The 21078-nt window shown below is 72.0% G+C and carries 20 protein-coding genes; 14 read left to right on the top strand and 6 right to left on the bottom strand.

The genetic code is table 11. From position 1 onward, the window contains the following. The first annotated feature begins 96 nt into the window (after positions 1-96). From ABZ738_RS13285 to serA, 4 genes are all read left to right on the top strand, one after another. Entirely contained in the window at positions 97-1962 is a 1866-nt protein-coding gene (locus ABZ738_RS13285) for an acetolactate synthase large subunit (RefSeq protein WP_131052034.1), read from the top strand. A 46-nt stretch (positions 1963-2008) separates the two neighbouring features. Continuing rightward, entirely contained in the window at positions 2009-2524 is a 516-nt protein-coding gene (gene ilvN, locus ABZ738_RS13290) for an acetolactate synthase small subunit (RefSeq protein WP_131052035.1), read from the top strand. Positions 2525-2642: 118 nt separating this feature from the next. Further along, positions 2643-3656 (top strand): ketol-acid reductoisomerase, encoded by a 1014-nt coding sequence (gene ilvC, locus ABZ738_RS13295; protein WP_131052036.1) that lies wholly within the window; start codon positions 2643-2645, stop codon positions 3654-3656. 294 nt (positions 3657-3950) lie between these two features. Beyond that, positions 3951-5549 carry a phosphoglycerate dehydrogenase gene (serA, locus tag ABZ738_RS13300; protein WP_131052037.1) on the top strand — a complete coding sequence of 533 codons (1599 nt, stop codon included), beginning with the start codon at positions 3951-3953 and terminating at the stop codon, positions 5547-5549. A 104-nt stretch (positions 5550-5653) separates the two neighbouring features. Here serA and ABZ738_RS13305 read toward each other — a convergent pair whose 3' ends face one another. Continuing rightward, positions 5654-6016, bottom strand: a complete 363-nt coding sequence (locus ABZ738_RS13305; protein WP_357212995.1) for a hypothetical protein — start codon at positions 6014-6016, stop codon at positions 5654-5656. A gap of 335 nt (positions 6017-6351) precedes the next feature. Beyond that, positions 6352-7197, bottom strand: coding sequence for an FAD:protein FMN transferase (locus ABZ738_RS13310; RefSeq protein WP_357213312.1), 846 nt, complete (start codon positions 7195-7197; stop codon positions 6352-6354). Positions 7198-7413: 216 nt separating this feature from the next. Here ABZ738_RS13310 and ABZ738_RS13315 point away from each other — a divergent pair, with 216 nt between their 5' ends. Together ABZ738_RS13315 and ABZ738_RS13320 are read left to right on the top strand one after the other, a co-directional pair. Then, positions 7414-8445 carry a 3-isopropylmalate dehydrogenase gene (locus ABZ738_RS13315; protein WP_357212998.1) on the top strand — a complete coding sequence of 344 codons (1032 nt, stop codon included), beginning with the start codon at positions 7414-7416 and terminating at the stop codon, positions 8443-8445. 242 nt (positions 8446-8687) lie between these two features. Next, entirely contained in the window at positions 8688-9785 is a 1098-nt protein-coding gene (locus tag ABZ738_RS13320) for a branched-chain amino acid aminotransferase (protein ID WP_131053243.1), read from the top strand. A 136-nt stretch (positions 9786-9921) separates the two neighbouring features. Here the strand turns inward: ABZ738_RS13320 and ABZ738_RS13325 are convergent, their stop codons facing one another. Both ABZ738_RS13325 and ABZ738_RS13330 read right to left on the bottom strand, forming a co-directional pair. Continuing rightward, on the bottom strand, positions 9922-10659 hold the full coding sequence (locus ABZ738_RS13325; RefSeq protein ID WP_357213001.1) for a tyrosine-protein phosphatase: 738 nt from the start codon (positions 10657-10659) through the stop codon (positions 9922-9924). A 73-nt stretch (positions 10660-10732) separates the two neighbouring features. Then, the gene (locus ABZ738_RS13330) at positions 10733-11245 is read right to left on the bottom strand and encodes a PRC-barrel domain-containing protein (protein ID WP_176092936.1); all 513 of its coding nucleotides are present in this window, start codon (positions 11243-11245) and stop codon (positions 10733-10735) included. Between the two features lie 307 nt (positions 11246-11552). On the opposite strand from ABZ738_RS13330, the gene cimA reads away from it, so the two are divergent. Then, on the top strand, positions 11553-13136 hold the full coding sequence (cimA, locus tag ABZ738_RS13335; protein ID WP_131053241.1) for a citramalate synthase: 1584 nt from the start codon (positions 11553-11555) through the stop codon (positions 13134-13136). A 132-nt stretch (positions 13137-13268) separates the two neighbouring features. On the opposite strand, the gene ABZ738_RS13340 is transcribed toward cimA, so the two are convergent. Further along, positions 13269-14261 (bottom strand): endonuclease/exonuclease/phosphatase family protein, encoded by a 993-nt coding sequence (locus tag ABZ738_RS13340; RefSeq protein WP_357213005.1) that lies wholly within the window; start codon positions 14259-14261, stop codon positions 13269-13271. 376 nt (positions 14262-14637) lie between these two features. Between ABZ738_RS13340 and ABZ738_RS13345 the strand changes: the two genes are divergently transcribed. The 7 genes from ABZ738_RS13345 (at position 14638) to arfB (ending at position 20095) form a co-directional block, all read left to right on the top strand. Then, complete coding sequence (locus ABZ738_RS13345; RefSeq protein ID WP_131053240.1) at positions 14638-15132, top strand: hypothetical protein; 495 nt, start codon at positions 14638-14640, stop codon at positions 15130-15132. Between the two features lie 191 nt (positions 15133-15323). Beyond that, on the top strand, positions 15324-16376 hold the full coding sequence (locus ABZ738_RS13350) for a MoxR family ATPase (protein ID WP_131053239.1): 1053 nt from the start codon (positions 15324-15326) through the stop codon (positions 16374-16376). Continuing rightward, on the top strand, positions 16376-17392 hold the full coding sequence (locus ABZ738_RS13355; RefSeq protein ID WP_131053238.1) for a DUF58 domain-containing protein: 1017 nt from the start codon (positions 16376-16378) through the stop codon (positions 17390-17392). Before ABZ738_RS13350 ends, ABZ738_RS13355 begins: the two co-directional genes overlap by 1 nt. Continuing rightward, a complete protein-coding gene (locus ABZ738_RS13360; RefSeq protein ID WP_131053237.1) occupies positions 17389-18348 on the top strand; it encodes a VWA domain-containing protein in 960 nt (319 codons plus the stop codon). The genes ABZ738_RS13355 and ABZ738_RS13360 overlap by 4 nt, the downstream gene beginning before the upstream one ends. A gap of 53 nt (positions 18349-18401) precedes the next feature. Beyond that, positions 18402-19256, top strand: a complete 855-nt coding sequence (locus ABZ738_RS13365; RefSeq protein ID WP_357213010.1) for a trypsin-like peptidase domain-containing protein — start codon at positions 18402-18404, stop codon at positions 19254-19256. 110 nt (positions 19257-19366) lie between these two features. After that, complete coding sequence (locus ABZ738_RS13370) at positions 19367-19645, top strand: hypothetical protein (protein ID WP_131053235.1); 279 nt, start codon at positions 19367-19369, stop codon at positions 19643-19645. A gap of 24 nt (positions 19646-19669) precedes the next feature. Then, positions 19670-20095 carry an alternative ribosome rescue aminoacyl-tRNA hydrolase ArfB gene (gene arfB / locus ABZ738_RS13375; protein ID WP_131053234.1) on the top strand — a complete coding sequence of 142 codons (426 nt, stop codon included), beginning with the start codon at positions 19670-19672 and terminating at the stop codon, positions 20093-20095. A gap of 85 nt (positions 20096-20180) precedes the next feature. Here arfB and ABZ738_RS13380 read toward each other — a convergent pair whose 3' ends face one another. Next, positions 20181-21047 carry a 3-methyladenine DNA glycosylase gene (locus ABZ738_RS13380; protein WP_131053233.1) on the bottom strand — a complete coding sequence of 289 codons (867 nt, stop codon included), beginning with the start codon at positions 21045-21047 and terminating at the stop codon, positions 20181-20183. Positions 21048-21078: the final 31 nt, after the last annotated feature.

Genomic DNA, 21078 nt, shown 5'->3' on the forward strand with positions numbered 1-21078 from the left:
TGGGCTTTTTTCTTGCCGTCGAACCCATCGGACGCCGCCGGACTGCCGCGTCCACCCGTGAGTAGTCCCACCCACTCCAGCCGAAGGCAAACCGCCATGACGAGACCCACGCCAGAGACCCTCGCCCACTCCGCCCGGCGGGCCCGTAGCGCCGCCGAGAACACCGACGCCGCCCGTGCCGCCGCCCCCACCCCGGCGGTACGCCCCACCCAGGCCCAGGCCGAGGTCTCGGGCGCCGGTTCGCTGGTGCGTTCCCTTGAGGCGCTCGGCGTCGACGTCGTCTTCGGTATCCCGGGTGGCGCGATCCTTCCGGCGTACGACCCGCTCTACGACTCGACCGTCCGGCACATCCTGGTCCGGCACGAGCAGGGCGCCGGGCACGCGGCCACCGGCTACGCGCAGGCCACCGGCCGGGTCGGGGTGTGCATCGCCACCTCCGGGCCGGGCGCGACGAACCTGGTCACCCCGATCGCCGACGCGTACATGGACTCGGTGCCGCTGGTGGCGATCACCGGTCAGGTGGCGCGGCCCTCGATCGGCACGGACGCCTTCCAGGAGGCGGACATCCAGGGCATCACGCTGCCGGTGACCAAGCACAACTTCCTGGTGCAGAACGCCACCGAGATTCCTCGGGTGCTGGCCGAGGCGTTCCACCTGGCCTCGACCGGCCGTCCCGGGCCGGTGCTGGTGGACATCCCCAAGGACGTGCTCCAGGCGCCGACCACCTTCGCCTGGCCGCCCACCCTGGACCTGCCCGGCTACCGGCCCACCCTGCACCCGCACGGCAAGCAGATCCGGGAGGCGGCCCGGCTGATGAGCAACGCCCGTCGCCCGGTGCTCTACGTCGGCGGCGGTGTGCTCAAGGCCGGCGCCACCGAGGGCCTGCGCAAGCTGGCCGAGCTGACCGGAATCCCGGTGATCACCACGCTGATGGCGTTGGGCGCCTTCCCCGACTCGCACCGGCAGCACCTGGGCATGCCCGGCATGCACGGCACCGTCGCCGCCGTCTACGGCCTGCAGAAGGCCGACCTGATCGTGGCGTTGGGCGCCCGGTTCGACGACCGGGTCACCGGCAAGCTGGACTCGTTCGCCCCGGACGCCGCCGTGGTGCACGCCGACATCGACCCGGCCGAGATCGGCAAGAACCGGCACGCGGACGTGCCGATCGTGGGCGACGCCCGGCACGTCATCGACGAGCTGCTGGCGGCGGTCAACGCCGAGCGGGCCGCGGGCCGTGGCGCCGACCTCACCGACTGGTGGGCGCAGCTCGACGACCTGCGTGAGCGGTACCCGCTGGGCTACGAGGAGCCCGGCGACGGCACCCTCTCCCCGCAGTACGTGATCAAGCGGCTGGGGGAGATCGTCGGGCCGGACGCGATCTACGTCGCCGGGGTCGGCCAGCACCAGATGTGGGCCTCGCAGTTCATCTCGTACGAGAAGCCGCAGACCTGGCTGAACTCCGGCGGTCTCGGGACCATGGGGTACGCGGTGCCGGCGGCGATGGGCGCCAAGGTCGGCATGCCGGAGACGGTGGTCTGGGCGATCGACGGCGACGGCTGCTTCCAGATGACCAACCAGGAGCTGGCCACCTGTGCCCTGGAGGGCATCCCGGTCAAGATCGCCGTGATCAACAACGGCAACCTCGGCATGGTCCGCCAGTGGCAGACGCTGTTCTACGGCGAGCGGTACTCCAACACCGACCTCGGCACCCACAAGCACCGCATCCCGGACTTCGTCAAGCTCGCCGAGGCGCTGGGCTGCATCGGGCTGCGGTGCGAGAACGCCGAGGACGTCGACAAGACCATCGAGGCCGCTATGGCCATCAACGACGCGCCCGTGGTGATCGACTTCGTGGTCGGCAAGGACGCCATGGTCTGGCCGATGGTCGCTGCCGGCACCAGCAACGACGAGATCATGTTCGCCCGTGGCGTCCGCCCGACCTTCGACGAGGATGACATCTGATGAGTGAGCGAAGCCAACGAATCATCGAGCGCAGCGAGGTCGTGGCGTGACCATGCATACTCTCTCCGTGTTGGTGGAGAACAAGCCGGGTGTGCTGGCCCGCGTCTCCGGGCTGTTCTCCCGTCGCGGGTTCAACATCGACAGTCTCGCCGTCGGTGAGACCGAGAACCCGGACGTCTCCCGGATCACCATCGTGGTCAACGCCGAGTCGTCCCCGCTGGAGCAGGTCACCAAGCAGCTCAACAAGCTGGTCAACGTGCTCAAGATCGTCGAGTTGGACCCGTCGACCTCGGTGGCGCGCGAGCTGCTGCTGGTGAAGGTGCGCGCGGACCGCAACGCCCGCGCCCAGGTCCTGGAGACGGTCAACCTGTTCCGGGCCCGGGTGGTCGACGTGGCCTCCGACACGCTCACCATCGAGGCCACCGGCACCCCGGACAAGCTCGACGCGCTGCTGCGCGACCTCGAACCCTTCGGGATCAAGGAGATGGTGCAGTCGGGTCTGGTGGCGATCGGCCGCGGTTCGCGCGCCATCACCGCCGGCCCCGCGCTGCGGGCCGCCTGACCCGAGACCGCGGCCCGTCGCGCGGGCCGTCCGAACCGAACCGCCGGCCCGGCTCCTCCGGCCGCGGCAACCACGAAGCCACGACGGGCCACTGCGGCCGCCGTACGAAAGGGAAGTCATGAGCGTTGAGGTGTACTACGACGACGACGCCGACCTGGGCCTGATCCAGTCGAAGAAGGTCGCCGTGATCGGGTACGGCAGCCAGGGCCACGCCCACGCGTTGTCGCTGCGCGACTCGGGTGTCGACGTGGTGGTCGGTCTGAAGGAGGGCTCGAAGAGCCGGGCCAAGGCGGAGGAGCAGGGCCTGCGGGTGCTCACCCCGGCCGAGGCGGCCGCCGAGGCCGACGTGATCATGGTGCTGGCGCCGGACACCGCGCAGCGTCACATCTACGCCGAGTCGATCGCGCCGAACCTCAGCGCCGGCAAGGCGCTGTTCTTCGGGCACGGCTTCAACATCCGGTACGGCCTGATCACGCCGCCGGCCGAGGTGGACGTGGCGATGGTCGCCCCGAAGGGCCCCGGTCACCTGGTCCGTCGGCAGTACTCCGACGGCAAGGGTGTGCCCTGTCTGGTCGCCGTCGAGCAGGACGCCAGTGGCAGCGCGCTCGCGCTGGCCCTGTCGTACGCCAAGGGCATCGGTGGCACCCGGGCGGGCGCCATCAAGACCTCCTTCAAGGAGGAGACCGAGACCGACCTCTTCGGCGAGCAGGCGGTCCTCTGCGGCGGTGCCGCGGCGCTGGTGCAGACCGGTTTCGAGGTGCTCACCGAGGCCGGGTACGCCCCCGAGGTGGCCTACTTCGAGTGCCTGCACGAGCTGAAGCTCATCGTCGACCTGATGTACGAGGGCGGCATCGCCCGGATGCGGTACAGCGTCTCCGACACCGCCGAGTACGGCGACCTGTCCCGGGGCCCGCGCGTCATCGACGGCCGGGTCAAGGAGGAGATGCGCAAGATCCTCGGTGAGATCCAGAACGGCGAGTTCGCCCGCGAGTGGGTCGCCGAGGACGAGGCCGGCCGCCCCAACTTCGGCAAGTGGCAGGCGGAGGGCGCGGCGCACCCGATCGAGGAGACCGGCGCCAAGCTGCGCGGCATGATGAGCTGGGTCGACCGGCCGATCACCGAGACGGCCTGAGACCTCGGCCACCTGAGAGCACTCTCACCGACGGCACCCGGACCCGACGTTCTCCCCGACGTCGGGACCGGGTGCCGTGCTGTTCACCGAGGTGGCTAACGATCGTTAACACGCACGTCACGTCCGGTTTGTGAGGGCACTCACCCCGTAGTCCGGGGCACGCCGGCCTACCCGCCCCCTACGATCGCGGGTAGGTGCTCCAGGCGGCACCTGACGGCCATGGCCCCGCCCGCGCCGGGCGCAGCGCAGCGTCCCCGCACCGGCCGACCGCTCTGACGACATCTACGAGGACCAATGACTCCTGTCGTACTGATCGCCGAAGAACTCGCCCCCGCCGCCATCGAGGTGCTCGCCCACGACTTCGACGTCCGGCACGTCGACGGCACCGACCGCCCGGCTCTGCTCTCGGCGCTCTCCGAGGCCCACGCCGTCATCGTCCGCAGTGCCACCCAGATCGACGCCGAGGCGATCGCCGCCGCTCCGCGACTCAAGGTCGTGGCGCGCGCCGGGGTGGGTCTGGACAACGTCGAGGTGCCCGCCGCCACCGCGCGGGGTGTCATGGTCGTCAACGCCCCCACCTCGAACATCGTCTCCGCTGCCGAGCAGGCCGTCGCCCTGCTGCTCGCGGTCGCCCGCAACACCGCCAGCGCCAGCGCCGCGCTCAAGGCGGGGGAGTGGAAGCGGTCCAAGTACACCGGTGTGGAGATGCAGGGCAAGACCGTCGGCGTGGTGGGCCTGGGCCGCATCGGCGTGCTGTTCGCGCAGCGCATCGCGGCGTTCGGCACCCGGCTGATCGCGTACGACCCGTACATCCAGCCGGCTCGCGCCGCGCAGCTCGGCGTACGCCTGGTCGGGCTGGAGGAGTTGCTGCGGGAGAGCGACTTCATCTCCATCCACCTGCCGAAGACCCCGGAGACCGTGGGCCTGATCGGTGAGAAGGAGCTGTCCATCGTCAAGCCGGGCGTGCGGATCGTCAACGCCGCCCGGGGCGGCCTGGTCGACGAGCAGGCGCTGGCCGACGCGCTGGCCGAGGGCCGCGTCGCGGGCGCCGGTGTGGACGTGTACGCCAAGGAGCCGTGCACCTCCTCGCCGCTGTTCGCCCTCGACAACGTGGTGGCCACCCCGCACCTGGGCGCCTCCACCGCCGAGGCGCAGGACAAGGCCGGTCTGGCCGTGGCCAAGAGCGTCAAGCTGGCCCTGCAGGGCGAGTTCGTGCCGGACGCGGTCAACGTGCAGGCCGGCGGTGTGGTCGCCGAGGACGTACGCCCGCTGCTGCCGCTGGCCGAGAAGCTCGGCCGGGCCTTCACCGCGGTCGCCGGTGGGATCGCCGCCAGCGTCACCGTCGAGGTGCGCGGCGAGATCGTCGACCACGACGTCACCGTGCTCAAGCTCGCCGCCACCAAGGGGCTGTTCAGCTCGGTGGTGGAGGAGCAGGTCACCTACGTCAACGCGCCGCACCTGGCCGCCCAGCGCGGTGTGGAGGTGTCGCTGACGACCCAGACCGACACCGTCGAGTACCCCGTCCTGGTCACCGTGCGCGGCGCGCTGCCCGACGGCCGTACGGTGAGCGTCTCCGGCACGGTGACCCACGCGGGCACCCGGGACATCATCAAGCTGACCGAGGTGGACGGCTTCGACGTGGAGATCGGTGCGGAGGGCATCCTGCTGTTCCTCCGCTACGCCGACCGCCCGGGCGTGGTCGGCACCGTCGGCACGCTGCTCGGTGAGGCGGGCATCAACATCGCCGCGATGCAGGTGGCCCGTCGGGAGGCCGGCGGCGAGACGCTGATGACCCTCACCGTCGACCAGGCGCTCGGTGCCGAGCTGCTCACCTCGGCCGCCGACTCGATCGGCGCGACCTCGGCCAGCGCGGCGGACCTGCGCGACGAGTAGTCCACACACGACCGACAGGGGCCCGGCCGACGGCCGGGCCCCTCGTCGTGTCGCCGTCGCCGGCACGGACCGACGGGTGTCGGCACACGGCCGGGCGGGGCAGGTCAGCCGGGCAGGCGGACGGCGGCCGGCGGCGGGTAGACCGAGCCGTCCTGCGCGTCGAACAGCATCAGCCGGTACTCGCCGGCCAGCCGCTCGATGTCCAGCAGCACCTGGTCGGGGCAGCCCGGGTCCAGGTTCATCTCCACGTGGTCGGCCGCCGCGTGCAGCGGCATCACCGCCCAGGGCGTCGGTCGGCCGGTCGGCCGGTCCGGGTAGCTGGCGGTGATCGCCCGATAGAAGGCCACCACCCGTGGGTCCGGTTGGCGTTCGCCGTGCCGGCCGCTCCGGCACTGCTGCACCGCCGCTCGTACGTCCTCGGGCGTCGCCCCGTCCGGCAGGGCCCACACGCTCAGATCGAAACTCACGGCGGACAGCGTGCCATCCGATGTGCACCTTGTCGAAAACGGGCCGGTTGCGAAACGGTTCAGTGTGCCGCTGGAACCATTCCAGACGCTCCCCTGTGGAGCCCTTGCCGCGAATCACGTCAATTCGATAGCGTACGTGTGCGGTCACCGGCCGAGTTCGTGGCAGCGGCCCGTCTTCGGGTGGCGAGGTCGACGTCCGGCCGACCGGCCCGCACCCCTCGATTGCGTGAGCCATGCGCATTCGTCGCCGACCGGCCTCCACGGTCGTTGCCGCGGCTGTGGAGGCCGATCGCTGTCACCACCCACATTCGACACCCGCTTCGGGCCCGCCTCGATCAGCGCCGGGCGGCGAACAACGCGTGGTAGTCCGAATCGCCACGGAACCAGGACAGTCCGGCCGACCCGGCGGCGTACAGGGCGGTGGCGTACGCGTCGGCCACCGACAGGTCGGGACCGACCACCGTGGCGGCGACCAGTTCGTCGGCGGGTTCACCGGTGTGCGGATCCACCACGTGCCCCTGCCGTCCGGTCACCCCGGAGGTGCCGATCGCGCCCGCCGTCATCTCCAGCACCAGCGGTTCCCGGCGCCGGTCGGTCGGGTGGTGCACCGCGATCCGCCACGGCCCACCGTGTGCGGCGTTGCCGCGTACCACCAGGTCGGCGCCGGCGAGCACGGCGTAGTCGTGGATGCCGGCGGCGCGCAGCCGGGCCGCGGCCCGTTCGACCGCCCAGCCGCCGAGCAGGCCGCCCGGGTCGAATCCGCCGGGCACCGCCCAGGCGTCGAACCAGCCGTCCGTCGCCGCCCGCATGGCGGCGCAGCGGTCGACCAGCTCCGCCAGCGGCGGGTACGACTCGGCGCTGATCTCGCCCCGACGCAGCCGGGACACCAGGCTCCCCGGCCGGTTCGGGCCGTAGGTCAGGTCGATGGCCCGCAGTTCGGCGACCGCGTCCCGCAGCGCCTCGCCGACTCCCCGGCGGCCCAGCCACTCCGGCGCGTTCAGCATCAGGCGGTACTGCGCGGTCGAGGTGCGGACCGTGTGTGTGACGGCGATCCGGTCACCGGTCACCGTGCCGGTGCGGTCCGGCTTCGGGTCACGGGTGCCCAGTCGCAGGTCGGGCCGGCGGTAGCGGAAGACCGCCGGGTCGATCCAGCGGGTCCGTGGCTGCTCGTCGGTCCACATCGTGTCCGCCCCCTCCTCGACGGTCGCCGCGCCGTTACGCCGACCGTCCGGGCTCGGTGGCCCGTTGGAGATCACCGTAGGCAGCGGACATGACGGCCCCATGAATGCCTCCTGGGAAGCTGCTGTGCGTCAGTGATTTCCCGAAGAATGGAACACTCGTACCGGGAGGCGGGACGGCAGCGTACCGTCGAGCCGATACGAGCGAAGGAGCTGACGGTGGCACGGATCGCGGTGGTGGCCGGGGACGGGATCGGACCCGAGGTGGTCGCGGAGGCCCGCAAGGTCATCGACGCGGTACTCCCCGGAGTCGAGGCGACCGAGTACGACCTCGGCGCGGCACGTTACCACCGCACCGGCGAGGTGCTGCCCGACTCGGTGCTGGCCGAGCTGGCCGAGCACGACGCGATCCTGCTCGGCGCGGTCGGCGACCCGACCGTCCCGCCCGGCGTGTTGGAGCGGGGCCTGCTGCTCAAGCTGCGGTTCGCCTTCGACCAGTACGTCAACCTCCGCCCGTCGCGCCTCTGGCCGGGCGTGGCCAGCCCGCTGGCCACCGTCAAGTCCGGCGAGGTGGACCTGGTGGTCGTCCGTGAGGGCACCGAGGGTCTCTACGCCGGTGCCGGCGGCGCGCTGCACCGGGGCACCCCGGCGGAGATCGCCACCGAGGAGAGCCTGAACACCCGGCACGGGGTGGAGCGGGTGGTCCGGGACGCCTTCGCCCGCGCCCGTCGGCGCGAGCGGCGCAAGGTGACCCTGGTGCACAAGACCAACGTGCTCACCCACGCCGGCTCGTTGTGGGCCCGCACCTTCGAGGCGGTGGCCGCCGAGCACCCGGACGTCGCCACCGAGTACCAGCACGTCGACGCCGCCGCCATGTTCCTGGTCACCCAGCCCCAGCGGTACGACGTGGTGGTCACCGACAACCTCTTCGGCGACATCCTCACCGACATCGCCGCCGCGGTCACCGGCGGGATCGGCCTGGCCGCCAGCGGCAGCATCAACCCGGACGGGACATTCCCGTCGATGTTCGAGCCGGTGCACGGCTCCGCGCCGGACATCGCCGGCCGTGGCGTGGCCGACCCGGTCGCCGCCGTACTCTCCGCTGCCCTGCTGCTCGACCAGCTCGGGCACGCCGACGCCGCCGCCCGGATCACCGCCGCGGTCAGCGCGGAGCTGGCCGCCCGTGGCCCGGACGTAGCCCTGCGCACGGCAGAGGTGGGCGACCGGATCGCCGCGCAGGTAACCGCCTGAGGCTGCCACGCCCTCGCCGGTGACCCCGGTGACGAGGGTTCGTCGTGTGCTCCGGGCGATCCCCCGGACCTCGGCTCCGCCCTGCCTCGATCACGCACGTTCCGTGGGCTCCGTACCGGTTGTCGGCTTGCTACCCGCCGGTCGACCTACCCGCTGAACGACCGTTCGGGGTAAGTTTCTGGCACAAAAGTTTCCGGCATGCGGTCGGCGCATGTCGTCGTCCCCCCAGGGAGGTCAGCGCAATGAGCGGTGGTGACAAGCTCGACTTCGAGATCCGTCCGAATCCCGCGCCGGTATCCGCCGCCGATCGGGCCGCGCTGCTGGCCAACCCGGGATTCGGTCGGGTGTTCACCGATCACATGATCACTGTCCGTTACGCCGAGGGCAAGGGCTGGTACGACGCCCGGGTCGAGGCGCGCGGGCCGATCCCGATGGATCCCGCCAGCGCGGTGCTGCACTACGCGCAGGAGATCTTCGAGGGGATGAAGGCGTACCGCGCCACGGACGGCGGGGTCACCATGTTCCGCCCGTACGCCAACGCGGCCCGGTTCAACGTCTCGGCCACCCGGATGGCGATGCCGACGCTGCCCGAGGAGACCTTCGTCGACTCGCTGCACCGGTTGATCGAGATCGACCGCGAGTGGATTCCGGAGGGCGAGGACGGCAGCCTCTATCTGCGGCCGTTCATGTTCGCCAGCGAGGTCTTCCTCGGTGTGCGGCCCGCCAACGAGTACCTCTACTCGGTGATCGCCTCGCCGGTGGGGGCGTACTTCTCCGGTGGGGTCAAGCCGGTGACGGTCTGGGTCTCGCCCGACTACACCCGGGCCGGGCCCGGTGGCACCGGCGCGGCCAAGTGCGGCGGCAACTACGCCGCCTCGCTGGCCGCCCAGGCGCAGGCCATCGAGCACGGCTGTGACCAGGTGGTCTTCCTGGACGCGGTGGAGCGCAAGTACGTCGACGAGTTGGGCGGCATGAACGTCTTCTTCGTCTACGACGACGGCTCGATCGCCACCCCGCCGCTGACCGGCACCATTCTGCCCGGCATCACCCGGGAATCGGTGATCATGCTGGCCGAGGCGGCCGGACACCGGGTCGAGGAGCGTCCGGTGACCTTCGACGAGTGGCGGGCCGACGCCGCCAGCGGCCGACTGCGCGAGGTCTTCGCCTGCGGTACGGCTGCGGTGATCACGCCGATCGGCGTGGTGCGCTTCCCCGAGGGGGAGTTCGCCGTCGGTGGCGGCGAGCCGGGCACGGTGACGATGGGCCTGCGTCAGCAGCTCGTCGACATCCAGCGGGGCAAGGGCGCCGACCCGTCCGGCTGGGTCCACCGCGTGCTCTGAGATGCAAGGAAGGGTCCCCTGCTAACGCCTACGGCATAGCAGGGGACCCTTCCTAACATCCCGACGGCGCGACGTCCTCCGCACGGCGAGGGCGCGTCCTCGACAGGGTGAGCGTGTCGTCGAGGTGCGCGGCAGGCTAGGCGAGCAGGTGGGTGCGCAGGGCGATGAGCTGCTCGTCGGTGACCCCGGCGTGCCGCAGGTAGTCCTCGACCGAGCCGTGGCCCGCGCGGATCTCGGTGAGGAAGAGCAGCATCGCCTCGGACGGCGAGGACAGGAACGGCGCCGGCAGCGGCGCGGCGTCGGGCAGGGTGGCGGCGACCCACGCGCTGAACCGTTGCGAGGCCTCGGTGCTCAGCGCGTAGTCCGACGCGATCTCCTCGTCGTCGACGCCGAGCACGGCGAGGGTCAGCCCGCAGACGATCCCGGTGCGGTCCTTGCCGGCCACGCAGTGCACCACCACCGGGCTGTTCGCCGCGTCGGCGATCAGCCCGATCGCCTCGGCCAGCCCGGCGGTGCCGGTACGGGCCAGGTCGGCGTACCGGTCGGCGAGGTAGCGGGCCAGGTCGGTGTGGGACTCGTCCAGCCCGGCCCACTCCGCGTGCTCGGGATGGATGTTGCGGTAAGTCAACCCGTCGAAGTCGGGGACCCGGCCGTCGCGTTCGACCTCGTGCGGCCGCCGCAGGTCGATGACGGTGCGGACACCGAGCGCCGCGAAGGCGTCCCGGTCGCCGTCGTCGATGCGGTGCAGCGAGTCGGAGCGGTAGAGCCGGCCGGTGCGTACGGTGCGACCGTCGTGTCCCCGATAACCGCCGACGTCTCGGAAGTTGAACGTGGTGGTGAACGGGATCCTGCGGTTGACCTCGATGGCGTCCACCCCTGTCACGGTAGACGGCCGGCGGGCGGATGCCCACCGGCCGTCAGGGCCGTACGCCCACGCGGGGGAGTCGTCAGCGGGGAGCGCCGGGCGGAGTGGCGGCGTACGTGTCGTTGTAGTAGCCGCCGAGCTTGTCGCGGTACGCCGGGTCGGTGGCCGTCTCGTCGTACTCCGGAGCGGCCTTGATCTGGTCCTTCTCGCGGTCGACGTAGACCTTCTGCTCCTCGTGGTCGACGTGGTTGACGGTGCCGGCGGGCAGCATGACCTTCTTGCCGAAGATCCACGGCCCGGTGTCGACGACCAGGTAGCTCGCGTTGACCTCGGCGCTGTTGCTGTCGATCTTGCCGATCGACCCGTCGGTGGCCTCGACCTTGTAGCCGACCAGGTTGGCGCCGGCCACCCCGGCCTCGTCCCGGTAGCTCCACGGGTCGAAGGCGCCGGCGGGGGCGCCGCCGGGCACCGTCCCCTGGTCGCCCTGGATGGTGACGTCCTCGCTCGACACCGCGCGCAGCGTCGGGTCGGACGGGGTGCCGTGCAGCGCCGGGTCGGGCGTGGCGTGCGTGCTGTCCGGGTTGAGCCTGTCCATGGGATCTCTCCTGCCCCGACTGTGACCAGCCGTCTCGGAGGTAGTGGTTCGCTGTCCCGGAGACACGTACCCGGGGCGACGTCTCCTACACCCGTTGCGGGGAATCCACCTCGATGTCCGTCCCGACATGTGGATTCCTTCTCCCAAGGGCTGTCCGAGAGTGGCAGAGTACCCACCGTGACCAGCACCGCCCTCATTATTGGCAACTAGCGCGCCGGCTCTCCCTCCGCCGAGCGCGCAGACCTCCCGCATCCGCGGGGGGTCTTTTTGTTGCGTCGGCCGGTGCCTGTACGAAGGGATCTCCCCCATGACGTTCCAGGTCTACGACACCACCCTGCGCGACGGTGCCCAGCGCGAGGGGGTCAGCTACTCGGTGGTCGACAAGCTCGCGGTGGCCCGGCTGCTCGACGAGTTCGGCGTCGGCTTCATCGAGGGCGGATGGCCGGGTGCGGTGCCGAAGGACACCGAGTTCTTCCGCCGGGCGCGTACCGAACTCGACCTGAAGCACGCGGTGCTGGTCGCCTTCGGCGCCACCCGCCGGGCCGGCTCGGTCGCCGCCGACGACCCGCAGGTGCGCGGCCTGCTCGACGCGCAGACCCCGGCGATCGCCCTGGTGGCCAAGGCCGACCTGCGGCACGTCGAGCGGGCGCTGCGTACCACCGCCAAGGAGAACCTGGCGATGATCCACGACACGGTGACCCACCTGGTCGCCGAGGGGCGGCGGGTCTTCGTCGACGGCGAGCACTTCTACGACGGCTACCGCCACGACCCGGCGTACACCGCCACGGTGGTGGAGACGGCGCTGGCGGCCGGGGCGGAGCGGTTCGTGCTCTGCGACACCAACGGCGGGATGCTGCCCTCCTGGGTGACCGCGGCCATCTCCGACCTCACCGACCGGATCGGGGTCGCACCCGAGGTGCTCGGCATGCACGCGCAGAACGACACCGGGTGCGCGGTCGCCAACACCCTCGCCGCCGTGGAGGCGGGCGTCCGGCACGTGCAGGGCACCGCCAACGGGTACGGCGAGCGGCCGGGCAACGCCGACATCTTCGCCGTCGCGGCGAACCTCCAGCTCAAGCTCGGGCTGCCGGTCCTACCGGAGGGCTGCCTGGAGCAGATGGTGCGGGTCTCCCACGCCATCGCCGAGATCGCCAACATCGCCCCCGACACCCACCAGGCGTACGCCGGGGCCGCCGCCTTCGCTCACAAGGCGGGGCTGCACGCGAGTGCGATCAAGGTGGATCCGCTGCTCTACAACCACGTCGAACCCGAGGTGGTGGGCAACGACATGCGGATCCTGGTCACCGAGATGGCCGGCCGGGCCAGCATCGAGCTCAAGAGTCGTGAGCTGGGGCTGGATCTGGCCGGCCATCCGGAGACGCTGTCCCGGGTCACCAACCGGGTCAAGGAACTGGAGGCCGGTGGCTGGTCGTTCGAGGCCGCCGACGCCTCGTTCGAGCTGCTGGTCCGCTCCGAACTGCCGGACGCGGCACCGGCGCGGCCGTTCGCGCTGGAGTCGTACCGGGTGCTGGTCGAGCACCGCGAGGACGGCGCGGTGGTCTCCGAGGCGACCGTCAAGATCCGGGTACGCGGTGAGCGGGTGATCGCCACGGCGGAGGGCAACGGCCCGGTCAACGCGCTCGACGAGGCGCTGCGCGTCGGCCTCGGACGGCACTACCCGGAGCTGCGCGACTTCGAGCTGGCCGACTACAAGGTCCGCATCCTGGAGGGCAGCCACGGCACCGGCGCGGTCACCCGGGTGCTGGTCGAGACCGCCGACGGCCGGGGCGGTGGCTGGACCACCGTCGGCGTGCACCCCAACGTGGTCGAGGCGAGCTGGCACGCCCTGGTCGACGCGCTGACGTACGGCCTCGACCGGGCCCGCGTGTAACACCGCACCCGGCTGCTCCCGCCCGCACCCCTCGCACGCGCGCGGCGGGCGCGGCCGGGGGTGTTAGCAGGGGTCCCCTGCTATCGCCTGGTGCACTAAAAGGGTCCCTTCCTTACACCGGCGGCGTCCGCGTCACGCGGCAGCGGGTGCGGGCAGGTGGAGGTCGGCGAGGACCATCCGGTGGTCGCTGCCGGGTAGCGGATGCACCGTCACGGCGCGTACCGCGATCCGGCGGTCGACCAGCACGTGGTCGATCACGACCGGTGGGATCGGGTCGCCGTCGTACGGTCCCCAGGTGCCGGTGAGCCCGGCGCCGACCGAGGCGGCGGCGTCGGCGTACCCGGTGCGCAGCAGGGCGCGCAACGGACCGTGGTCGAGGGTGGCGTTGAAGTCGCCGGCGAGGACGCTCAGCGGCCCGTCCGGGGTGGCCGCGGGTTGGGCCGCCAGGTCGGCGCGCCAGCCGGGCACCTGGTCCACCGCGTACGGGGCGGCCGGGTGGACCGACTCGACGCGGACGGCAGGCGCCCCGGGCACCGCCACCGTCGCGTACGCCTGGGTGAAGCTCCAGCCGCCACGGAGCTGGCGGACACCACCGTCGCCGATCGGGTGGCGGGCGTAGAGGCCGGAGCCCGGCGTGCCGTCCATCGCGTTGAGCTGCCGGTGGGGGAGCAGGTCGGCCAGGCCCAGTCGGTCCAGGTCGGCCTGCGCCTGCGGGGTGAACTCCTGCACCACCAGCACGTCCACCCGCGCCTCGCGGACCAGCGCGACGAGCGCCCGTGGGTCGGCGGCTCCGGCGAGCAGGTTGGCGGTGAGCACGCGCAGCTCCGGTCCGTCGACCGTCGGCTGCGGCGAGGGCAGTGCGCGGGGCACCACCACCGCGAGCAGCACCGCCGTGGTCACCGCCGCGACCACCGCCGGCCAGCGGCGTCGGAGGGCGACCGCGAGCACCAGCGGGACCAGGCTGCCGAGCAGCGCGTACGGCGTGAAGGCCAGCGCCTGCACCAACGGTCCCCGGTCCAGCCCGGCCAGCCGGACGACCGCCCACCCGGCCCCGGGGGCGACGGCGAGCCAGCAGAGCACGGTACGTCCGGACAACTCCGACGGTCGGCCGAGGAAGATCGCCACAGCAGGCAGGGTAGCTGCCGCCCGCCGACCGGCGGAGATCCATTGCGTACGCGAGCGACCGAACAATTCTCACTCCTCATTCGTGAATGCGCCTCTCACAATTAGTGGTGTTGATCCGACATTGCCCCAAAGCGTGAAGGGTTATTGACCGACGGTATTTTCCGGTGTTACGTTCCTGCTGGTCGGGTGGTCGCGATCAGGGAGATTTTCCCAGCTCAGAGCGCATGTCGATCATCGAGTAGAGCCGTTTGCGAGTGCACGAGAAAATGCAGCATCCGGCGTTCGAAGGTCATTGCGGCCCGACGAGGAAAAAGGCAATATCCGCCCCGCGTGTCGCGGGTCGGCGTATCCCCACGGTCACCAAGGGAGACCTGTCATGACCAGATTTTTCCGACGTAAGGCGGCCGCGGTGTCGATCGCGGCCCTGGCCCTGGCCCTCGCCGGCGGTGGTATCGCCGCGGCGAAGCCCACCGTGGCGGGCAACCAGCCCACCGCCCGCGCCACCGCGCAGCAGCCGGCGGTCACCACCGCCTCGATGAACAGCGCCCGGGCCCTGCTGGCCAAGGGTGAGGTCGCCGCGGCCAGCACCTCCGGGTACGCGACGGCGGTCAACGCCAACGGCACCAAGGCCCGCGGCGACGGGGTCGTGATCAAGTACGGCGTCGGCCAGTACGAGGTGCAGTACGGCAGCAACGTCGCCTCGGGCATCTACGTGGCGACGATCGGCCAGGCGGGCTCGTGCTGCGTCCCGCCCGCCGGGGAGGTCTCGGTGGCACCCCGGCTGCTCACCCCGAACGGGGTGTTCATCCAGACGCGCAACTCCGCCGGTGTTGCCGCCGACCTGCCGTTCTTCGTGATCGTGCACCGCTGAGCGTGGCACGTCCACCGGCCCCCACCCGTGCGGTGGGGGCCGGTGGTCGTTGCGTTCCCGGACGACCCACCCGACCGCTTTCGTGCCGTCCGGCCCGGTCCACGCCGTAACGGTGATGCCCGACCCGTCTGGGCCGCCCAGGGCCGGTAATTCCGACGTTTGTCCGAGGCGCCCCTCGGGAAGCAAGCACCGTGACGGACATCTCGGACACCATGGCCAGCCTGCCCAGCCCGGTCGATCCGGACGCGACCGCTGCGGAGCTGGACCAGACGCTCTTCGAGGTCAAACGCGTGATCGTCGGGCAGGATCGGCTCGTCGAGCGCCTGCTCACCGCCCTGATCGCCGACGGGCACTGTCTCCTGGAGGGCGTACCGGGGGTGGCCAAGACGCTCGCCGCGCAGACCCTCGCCACGGTCGTCGGCGGCACCTTCTCCCGGATCCAGTTCACCCCCGACCTCGTCCCGTCGGACATCGTCGGCACCCGCATCTATCGGGCGTCGAAGGAGAGCTTCGACGTCGAACTCGGGCCGATCATGGCGAACCTGGTGCTCGCGGACGAGATCAACCGGGCCCCGGCCAAGGTGCAGTCCGCGCTGCTGGAGGCGATGGCCGAACGCCAGGTCTCGATCGGCGGGCGCAGCTACCGGGTGCCGGAGCCGTTCCTCGTGCTGGCCACCCAGAATCCGATCGAGTCGGAGGGGGTCTACCAGCTCCCCGAGGCACAGCGCGACCGCTTCCTGATGAAGATCCTGGTCGACTACCCGGACGGCGCCGACGAACTGGCCATCCTCTACCGGATGAGCGCCGACCGCCCCCGGGCCCGCCCGGTGCTCGACGCGGACCGGCTGCGCGCGTTCCAACGACAGGCCACGCAGGTCTTCGTGCACCATGCCATCGCCGAGTACGTGGTCCGTCTCATCCTCGCCACCCGGGACCCGGTCCGGTTCGGGCTGCCGGAGATCGCCCCACTGCTGGCGTACGGCGCCAGCCCGCGCGCCACCCTCGGCCTGGTCGCCGCCGCGCGGGCCCGGGCGATGCTGCGCGGCCGGGAGTACGTGCTGCCCGAGGACGTCTGGGACCTCGCGGGCGACGTGCTGTCGCACCGGCTGGTGCTCTCCTTCGACGCGGTCGCCGACGGGGTGACCGCCGAGGCCGTCGTGCGCCGCCTGGTCGAGGTGGTCCCGCCGCCCCGGGTGGCGGCCACCGGTCAACCCGAGTACGCCCCCGACCTGGCCGCCGCCTGATGGCCCGCCGACCCGTGCCGGTGCCCGTACCGGCCGATCCGGTGCTCGCCGACCTCACCCCGGACCAGCGGCTGCGTCGGCTGGAACTGACCGTCACCCGCCGGCTCGACGGGATGCTGCACGGCGAGCACCGGGGCCTGCTGCCCGGCCCGGGCAGCGAACCCGCCGGCAGCCGGGAGTACCGGCCCGGCGAGGACGAGGTGCGCCGGATGGACTGGTCGGTGACCGCCCGGACCACCGTGCCGCACGTCCGGCAGGTGGACGCCGACCGGGAGCTGACCACCTGGCTGCTGGTGGACGCCAGCCCCAGCATGGAGTACGGCACCGCCGAGCTGGACAAGCGGGAACTGGCGGTGGCGGCGGTCGCCACCGTCGGCTTCCTCACCACCGGCCCGGGCAACCGGCTCGGTGCCCAGGTGCTCACCACGTCCGGGTTGCGTCGGATGCCGCCGCGCGGTGGGCGTACCCATCTGCTCGGGTTGTTGCGTGGGCTGCTGGCCGAACCCCGGGTGGGTGGCCACGACGGGCCCGCCGGGCCGCCGCCCGGCGCGGCCGACCTCTCCGACGCGGTGGCGGAGGTGCACCGGGTGGCGCACCGGCGCGGCCTGGTGGTGGTGGTCTCCGACTTCCTCGACGGACTGCCCGACGACCCCCGGTCGCCGGCCACCTGGGAACGCCCGCTACGTCGGCTGGCCGTGCGGCACCAGGTGCTGGCGGTGGAGATCACCGACCCTCGTGAGCTGGAGCTGCCGGACGTCGGCCTGATCACCCTGGCCGACCCGGAGACCGGCGAGCGCCGCGAGGTGTGGACCGGCGACCGGCGGCTGCGCGAGCGGTACGCGGCCGCCGCCGCCGCCCAGCGCGAGCAGGTCCGCGACGCGGTACGCCGATCCGGCGCGACCCACCTGAGCCTGCGCACCGACCGGGACTGGGCGGCCGACATCGTGCGGCACGTCCACGCACAACGTCGCCTGGCCGCCGCCGGAGCCGGACCGAACCGGGGAGGGGCGGCATGATCTGGCAGTCGCCGGTCCGCCTCTGGCTGTTGCTCGGCGTGCTCGCCCTGGCGTTGACCTATCTGGTGGCGCAACGGCGGCGCAGCCGGTACGCGGTCCGCTTCACCAACCTGCGGCTGCTCGACCGGGTGGCGCCCCGGCGGCCGACCTGGCGTCGACACCTGCCGGCCGGGCTCTTCCTGGCCATGCTGGCTCTGCTGGTGGTGGGTTTCGCGCGGCCCAGCGCCGAGGTGCGGGTGCCCCGGGAACGGGCCACCGTGATGGTGGCGGTGGACGTGTCCACCTCGATGCTCGCCGGCGACGTGGACCCGGACCGGCTCACCGCGGCCAAGAGCGCCGCCCGGCGGTTCGTCGACAACCTGCCGGACGAGTTCAACGTCGGGTTGGTGGCCTTCGCCGGTAGCGCGGCGGTGCTGGTGCCGCCGAGCACCGACCGGGAGTCCCTGCACGACGGCATCGAGCGCCTCGCCGAGGGGGTGACCGGCGTGCAGGGCACCGCGATCGGCGAGGCGATCAGCACCTCGCTGGGGGCGGTGAAGGCGTTGGACGAGGCTGCCGCGACCCAGCCGCCCCCGGCCCGGATCATCCTGCTCTCCGACGGTGCGAACACCTCGGGCATGGATCCGATGGAGGCCGCCGCCGACGCCGTCGCGGTCGAGGTGCCGGTGCACACGATCTCGTTCGGCACGCTGAGCGGTTTCGTGGACCGGGGCGGTCGGCCGATCCAGGTGCCGGTGGACGGAGAGACGTTGCAGGCCGTCGCCGAAGAGACCGGGGGCGTCTTCCACGAGGCCGCGACGAGCGACGAACTGCGGGCCGTCTACGACGACATCGGCAGCTCGGTGGGCTGGCGAAAGGTACGGCAGGACGTCTCGTCCCGGTTCATCGGGCTCGGGCTGGTGTTCGCGATGGGTGCGGCGTACGGCTCGATGCGGTGGTTCTCCCGCCTGCCCTGACCTGTCCTGGCGACCGGATCGACCCGGGCCCGCCACACGTGAGGAGCGTACGAATGGCAGTGCAGACCGGACTGGGTGAGCCACGCGGACCCTGGTTCGTCTCGCCCGATCTCCCACCGGACGGGCGGGGTGGACCGGACGGGCCGAGCGGGGACCGGGCGGCCTGGAGTTGGCGCCGTCGACTGCTGGCCGGGCTGGCGGTGGTGACGCTGTCGACGGGGTCGGGGGCGTTGGCCGGTGGCTGGGTGGCCGGTCGCGACGGTGTGTCGGGTCCGGCTGCCGCGTCCGCCGCCCCGGTGCCGGCCGAGCTGGTCACCGCGGCGGAGAAGACCGTGCCCGGGGTCGTGTCGGTGCTGGTGGGCGGCTCCGGTGGCGCCTCGGCGACCGGCTCCGGTTTCGCCGTCGACACCGAGCAGCACATCATCACCAACGACCACATCCTGGCCAAGGGGCGTGGCGAGGTGACCGTCGAGCTGCCGGACGGCCGGCGGTTCGCGGCGGAGGTGGTGGGCCGGGAACCGGGCAGCGATCTCGCCGTGCTCCGGGTGCCGTCCTCCGCCGGGCTGACGGCGTTGCCACTGGCCAAGCCGGGGTCGACCCGGGTGGGCGAACCGGTGCTGGCGGTGGGTTCGCCGCTGGGGCTGCCGGGCACGGTCACGGCGGGGATCGTCAGCGCGCTGGACCGTCAGGTACGCCTCGGTGACAACCGGCACCGGGCGGTGCAGACCGACGCCTCGATCAACCCGGGAAACTCCGGTGGCCCGCTGGTCAACGCCCGGGGCGAGGTGGTCGGTGTGAACACCGCGATCGCCACCATCGACGGCAACGGCTCGATCGGCATCGGGTTCGCCATCCCGATCGAGCAGGTGCAGCAGACCGCCGACACGATCATCGGCAAGGGCGGCTGAAATCACCCAGAGTCACTGTCCCATTACGGTCGGATGTGTGATCTGTCGGGTTTCTGGCGGTCGAAGATCGGAGAATGGAAATATTACGCTGAGTATGGATACTGGCGTGGGTGGAGCGTCCTCTCATCACGGTCCTCCTGCTGGTGGGCCTCATCATCGGAAGTGGCGTCGGGTCGTCGTACGCGCGGGCCCGGCGCGGGTGGAACGACTATCAGGCGGCGAAGAAGACCGTGCCCGGCGCGCGTCGCGCCGCCTGGCTACTGATCAAGGTGGTCACCACGAAGGTCGGCGTGATCGCCCTGCTTCTCGTCGGAGCGGTCGCGTACGCGGCGGTCGGCGGCGGCGAGCCGGCCAGGCCGGAGCCGAATCCGAGCAGCGCTCCGAAGTAGCGGCCGGCACGCTAGCCTCTGTGCGTGGACGACGGACTGCGGGTGACCGACCGGTGGAGTGTCCCCGCCGGCGAGCTGCGGGAACGGTTCTCCCGGTCGTCCGGGCCCGGCGGCCAGGGGGTCAACACCACCGACTCCCGGGTCGAGCTGAGCTTCGACCTGGCCGGTTCGCCCAGCCTGCCGGAGTCGCTGCGGACGCGGGCGCTGGAGCGGCTCGCCGGCCGGCTGGTCGACGGCGTGCTGACCATCGCCGCCAGCGAGCACCGGGCGCAGCTCGCCAACCGCGAGGCGGCTCGGGAACGGCTCGCCGCACTGCTGCGCGAGGCGGTCGCGCCACCGCCTCCGCCGCGTCGGCCGACCCGCCCGTCGCGTGCCGCCAAGGAGCGCCGGCTCGCCGAGAAGAAGCGTCGCTCGCAGCGCAAGCGCGACCGCCGGGCGGACGGCGAGTGACGCCGCTCGCGCATCACGGGACGAGGCTGACGGCGAGCGGGTGACACGGCGCTTCGGGCGCCCGATGACTGTCCGTAGTGGAGCGTCAGGCGGGGATCGCCGCCAGCAACCGGTCGCGCAGCACCCCGGCCCGCTCGGCGAACTCCCGCTGCGCCGTGGCGTACGTGGCCCGCCCCTCCGGGGTCTCCACCCGCACCGGCGGGTAACCGAGCGCCGCCAGGTCGTACGGCGAGGCCCGCATGTCCAGCGTGCGGATCTCCCGGGCCAGCGCGAAGGCGTCGCCGACCAGCTCCGACGGCACCAGCGGGGAGAGCTTGTAGGCCCACTTGTACAGGTCCATGTTGGCGTGCAGGCAGCCCGGCTGCTCGTGCTCGTGCTGCGTGTCCCGGGTCGGCCGGAGCACGTTGAGCGGGCGGGCCGGCTCGGTGAAGAACCGGTACGCGTCGAAGTGGCTGCACCGTACGCCGCGCTCCTCGACGACCTCGGCGGTGCGTTCCGGGCTCAGCCGCAGCGGCCACGCGCGGTGCCGGACCTCGTCCTGGTTCTGCCGGTAGACCATCGCCCACTCGTGCATGCCGAAACAGCCCAGGTGGGCGGGGCGTGCGGCGGTCGCCGCCAGCAGGGACCCGATCCAGCGCACCGACTCGCCACGACGGGCCAGGACCGCCCCGGTGTCGAGGACGACGCCGCCGTCGACCACCCGGTGGTCCGGACCGAAGTCGGCGGCGTCCGCCCCGCGCAACAGCACCCCCGCACCCGGCTGCCACCGGCGCAACTGCGCCGGGCGGCACGAGTAGTAGGTGAAGAGGAAGTCCTCCACCGGATGCTTCTCACCTCGCCGGCGGCGCTCCAGGTGCCCGCCGAGCCAGCCGTCCACCCGCTCCTCGTGGGCGCGGCGGCGGGCCTGCCAGTCGGCCGCGTCGAGCACGGCGGGGGCGAGGGCGGCGGTCATCGCCCCAGGGTACGACCGCCGCCCGCCCGTC

This window comes from Micromonospora sp. NPDC047793 (assembly GCF_040642635.1).
Classification (GTDB): domain Bacteria; phylum Actinomycetota; class Actinomycetes; order Mycobacteriales; family Micromonosporaceae; genus Micromonospora.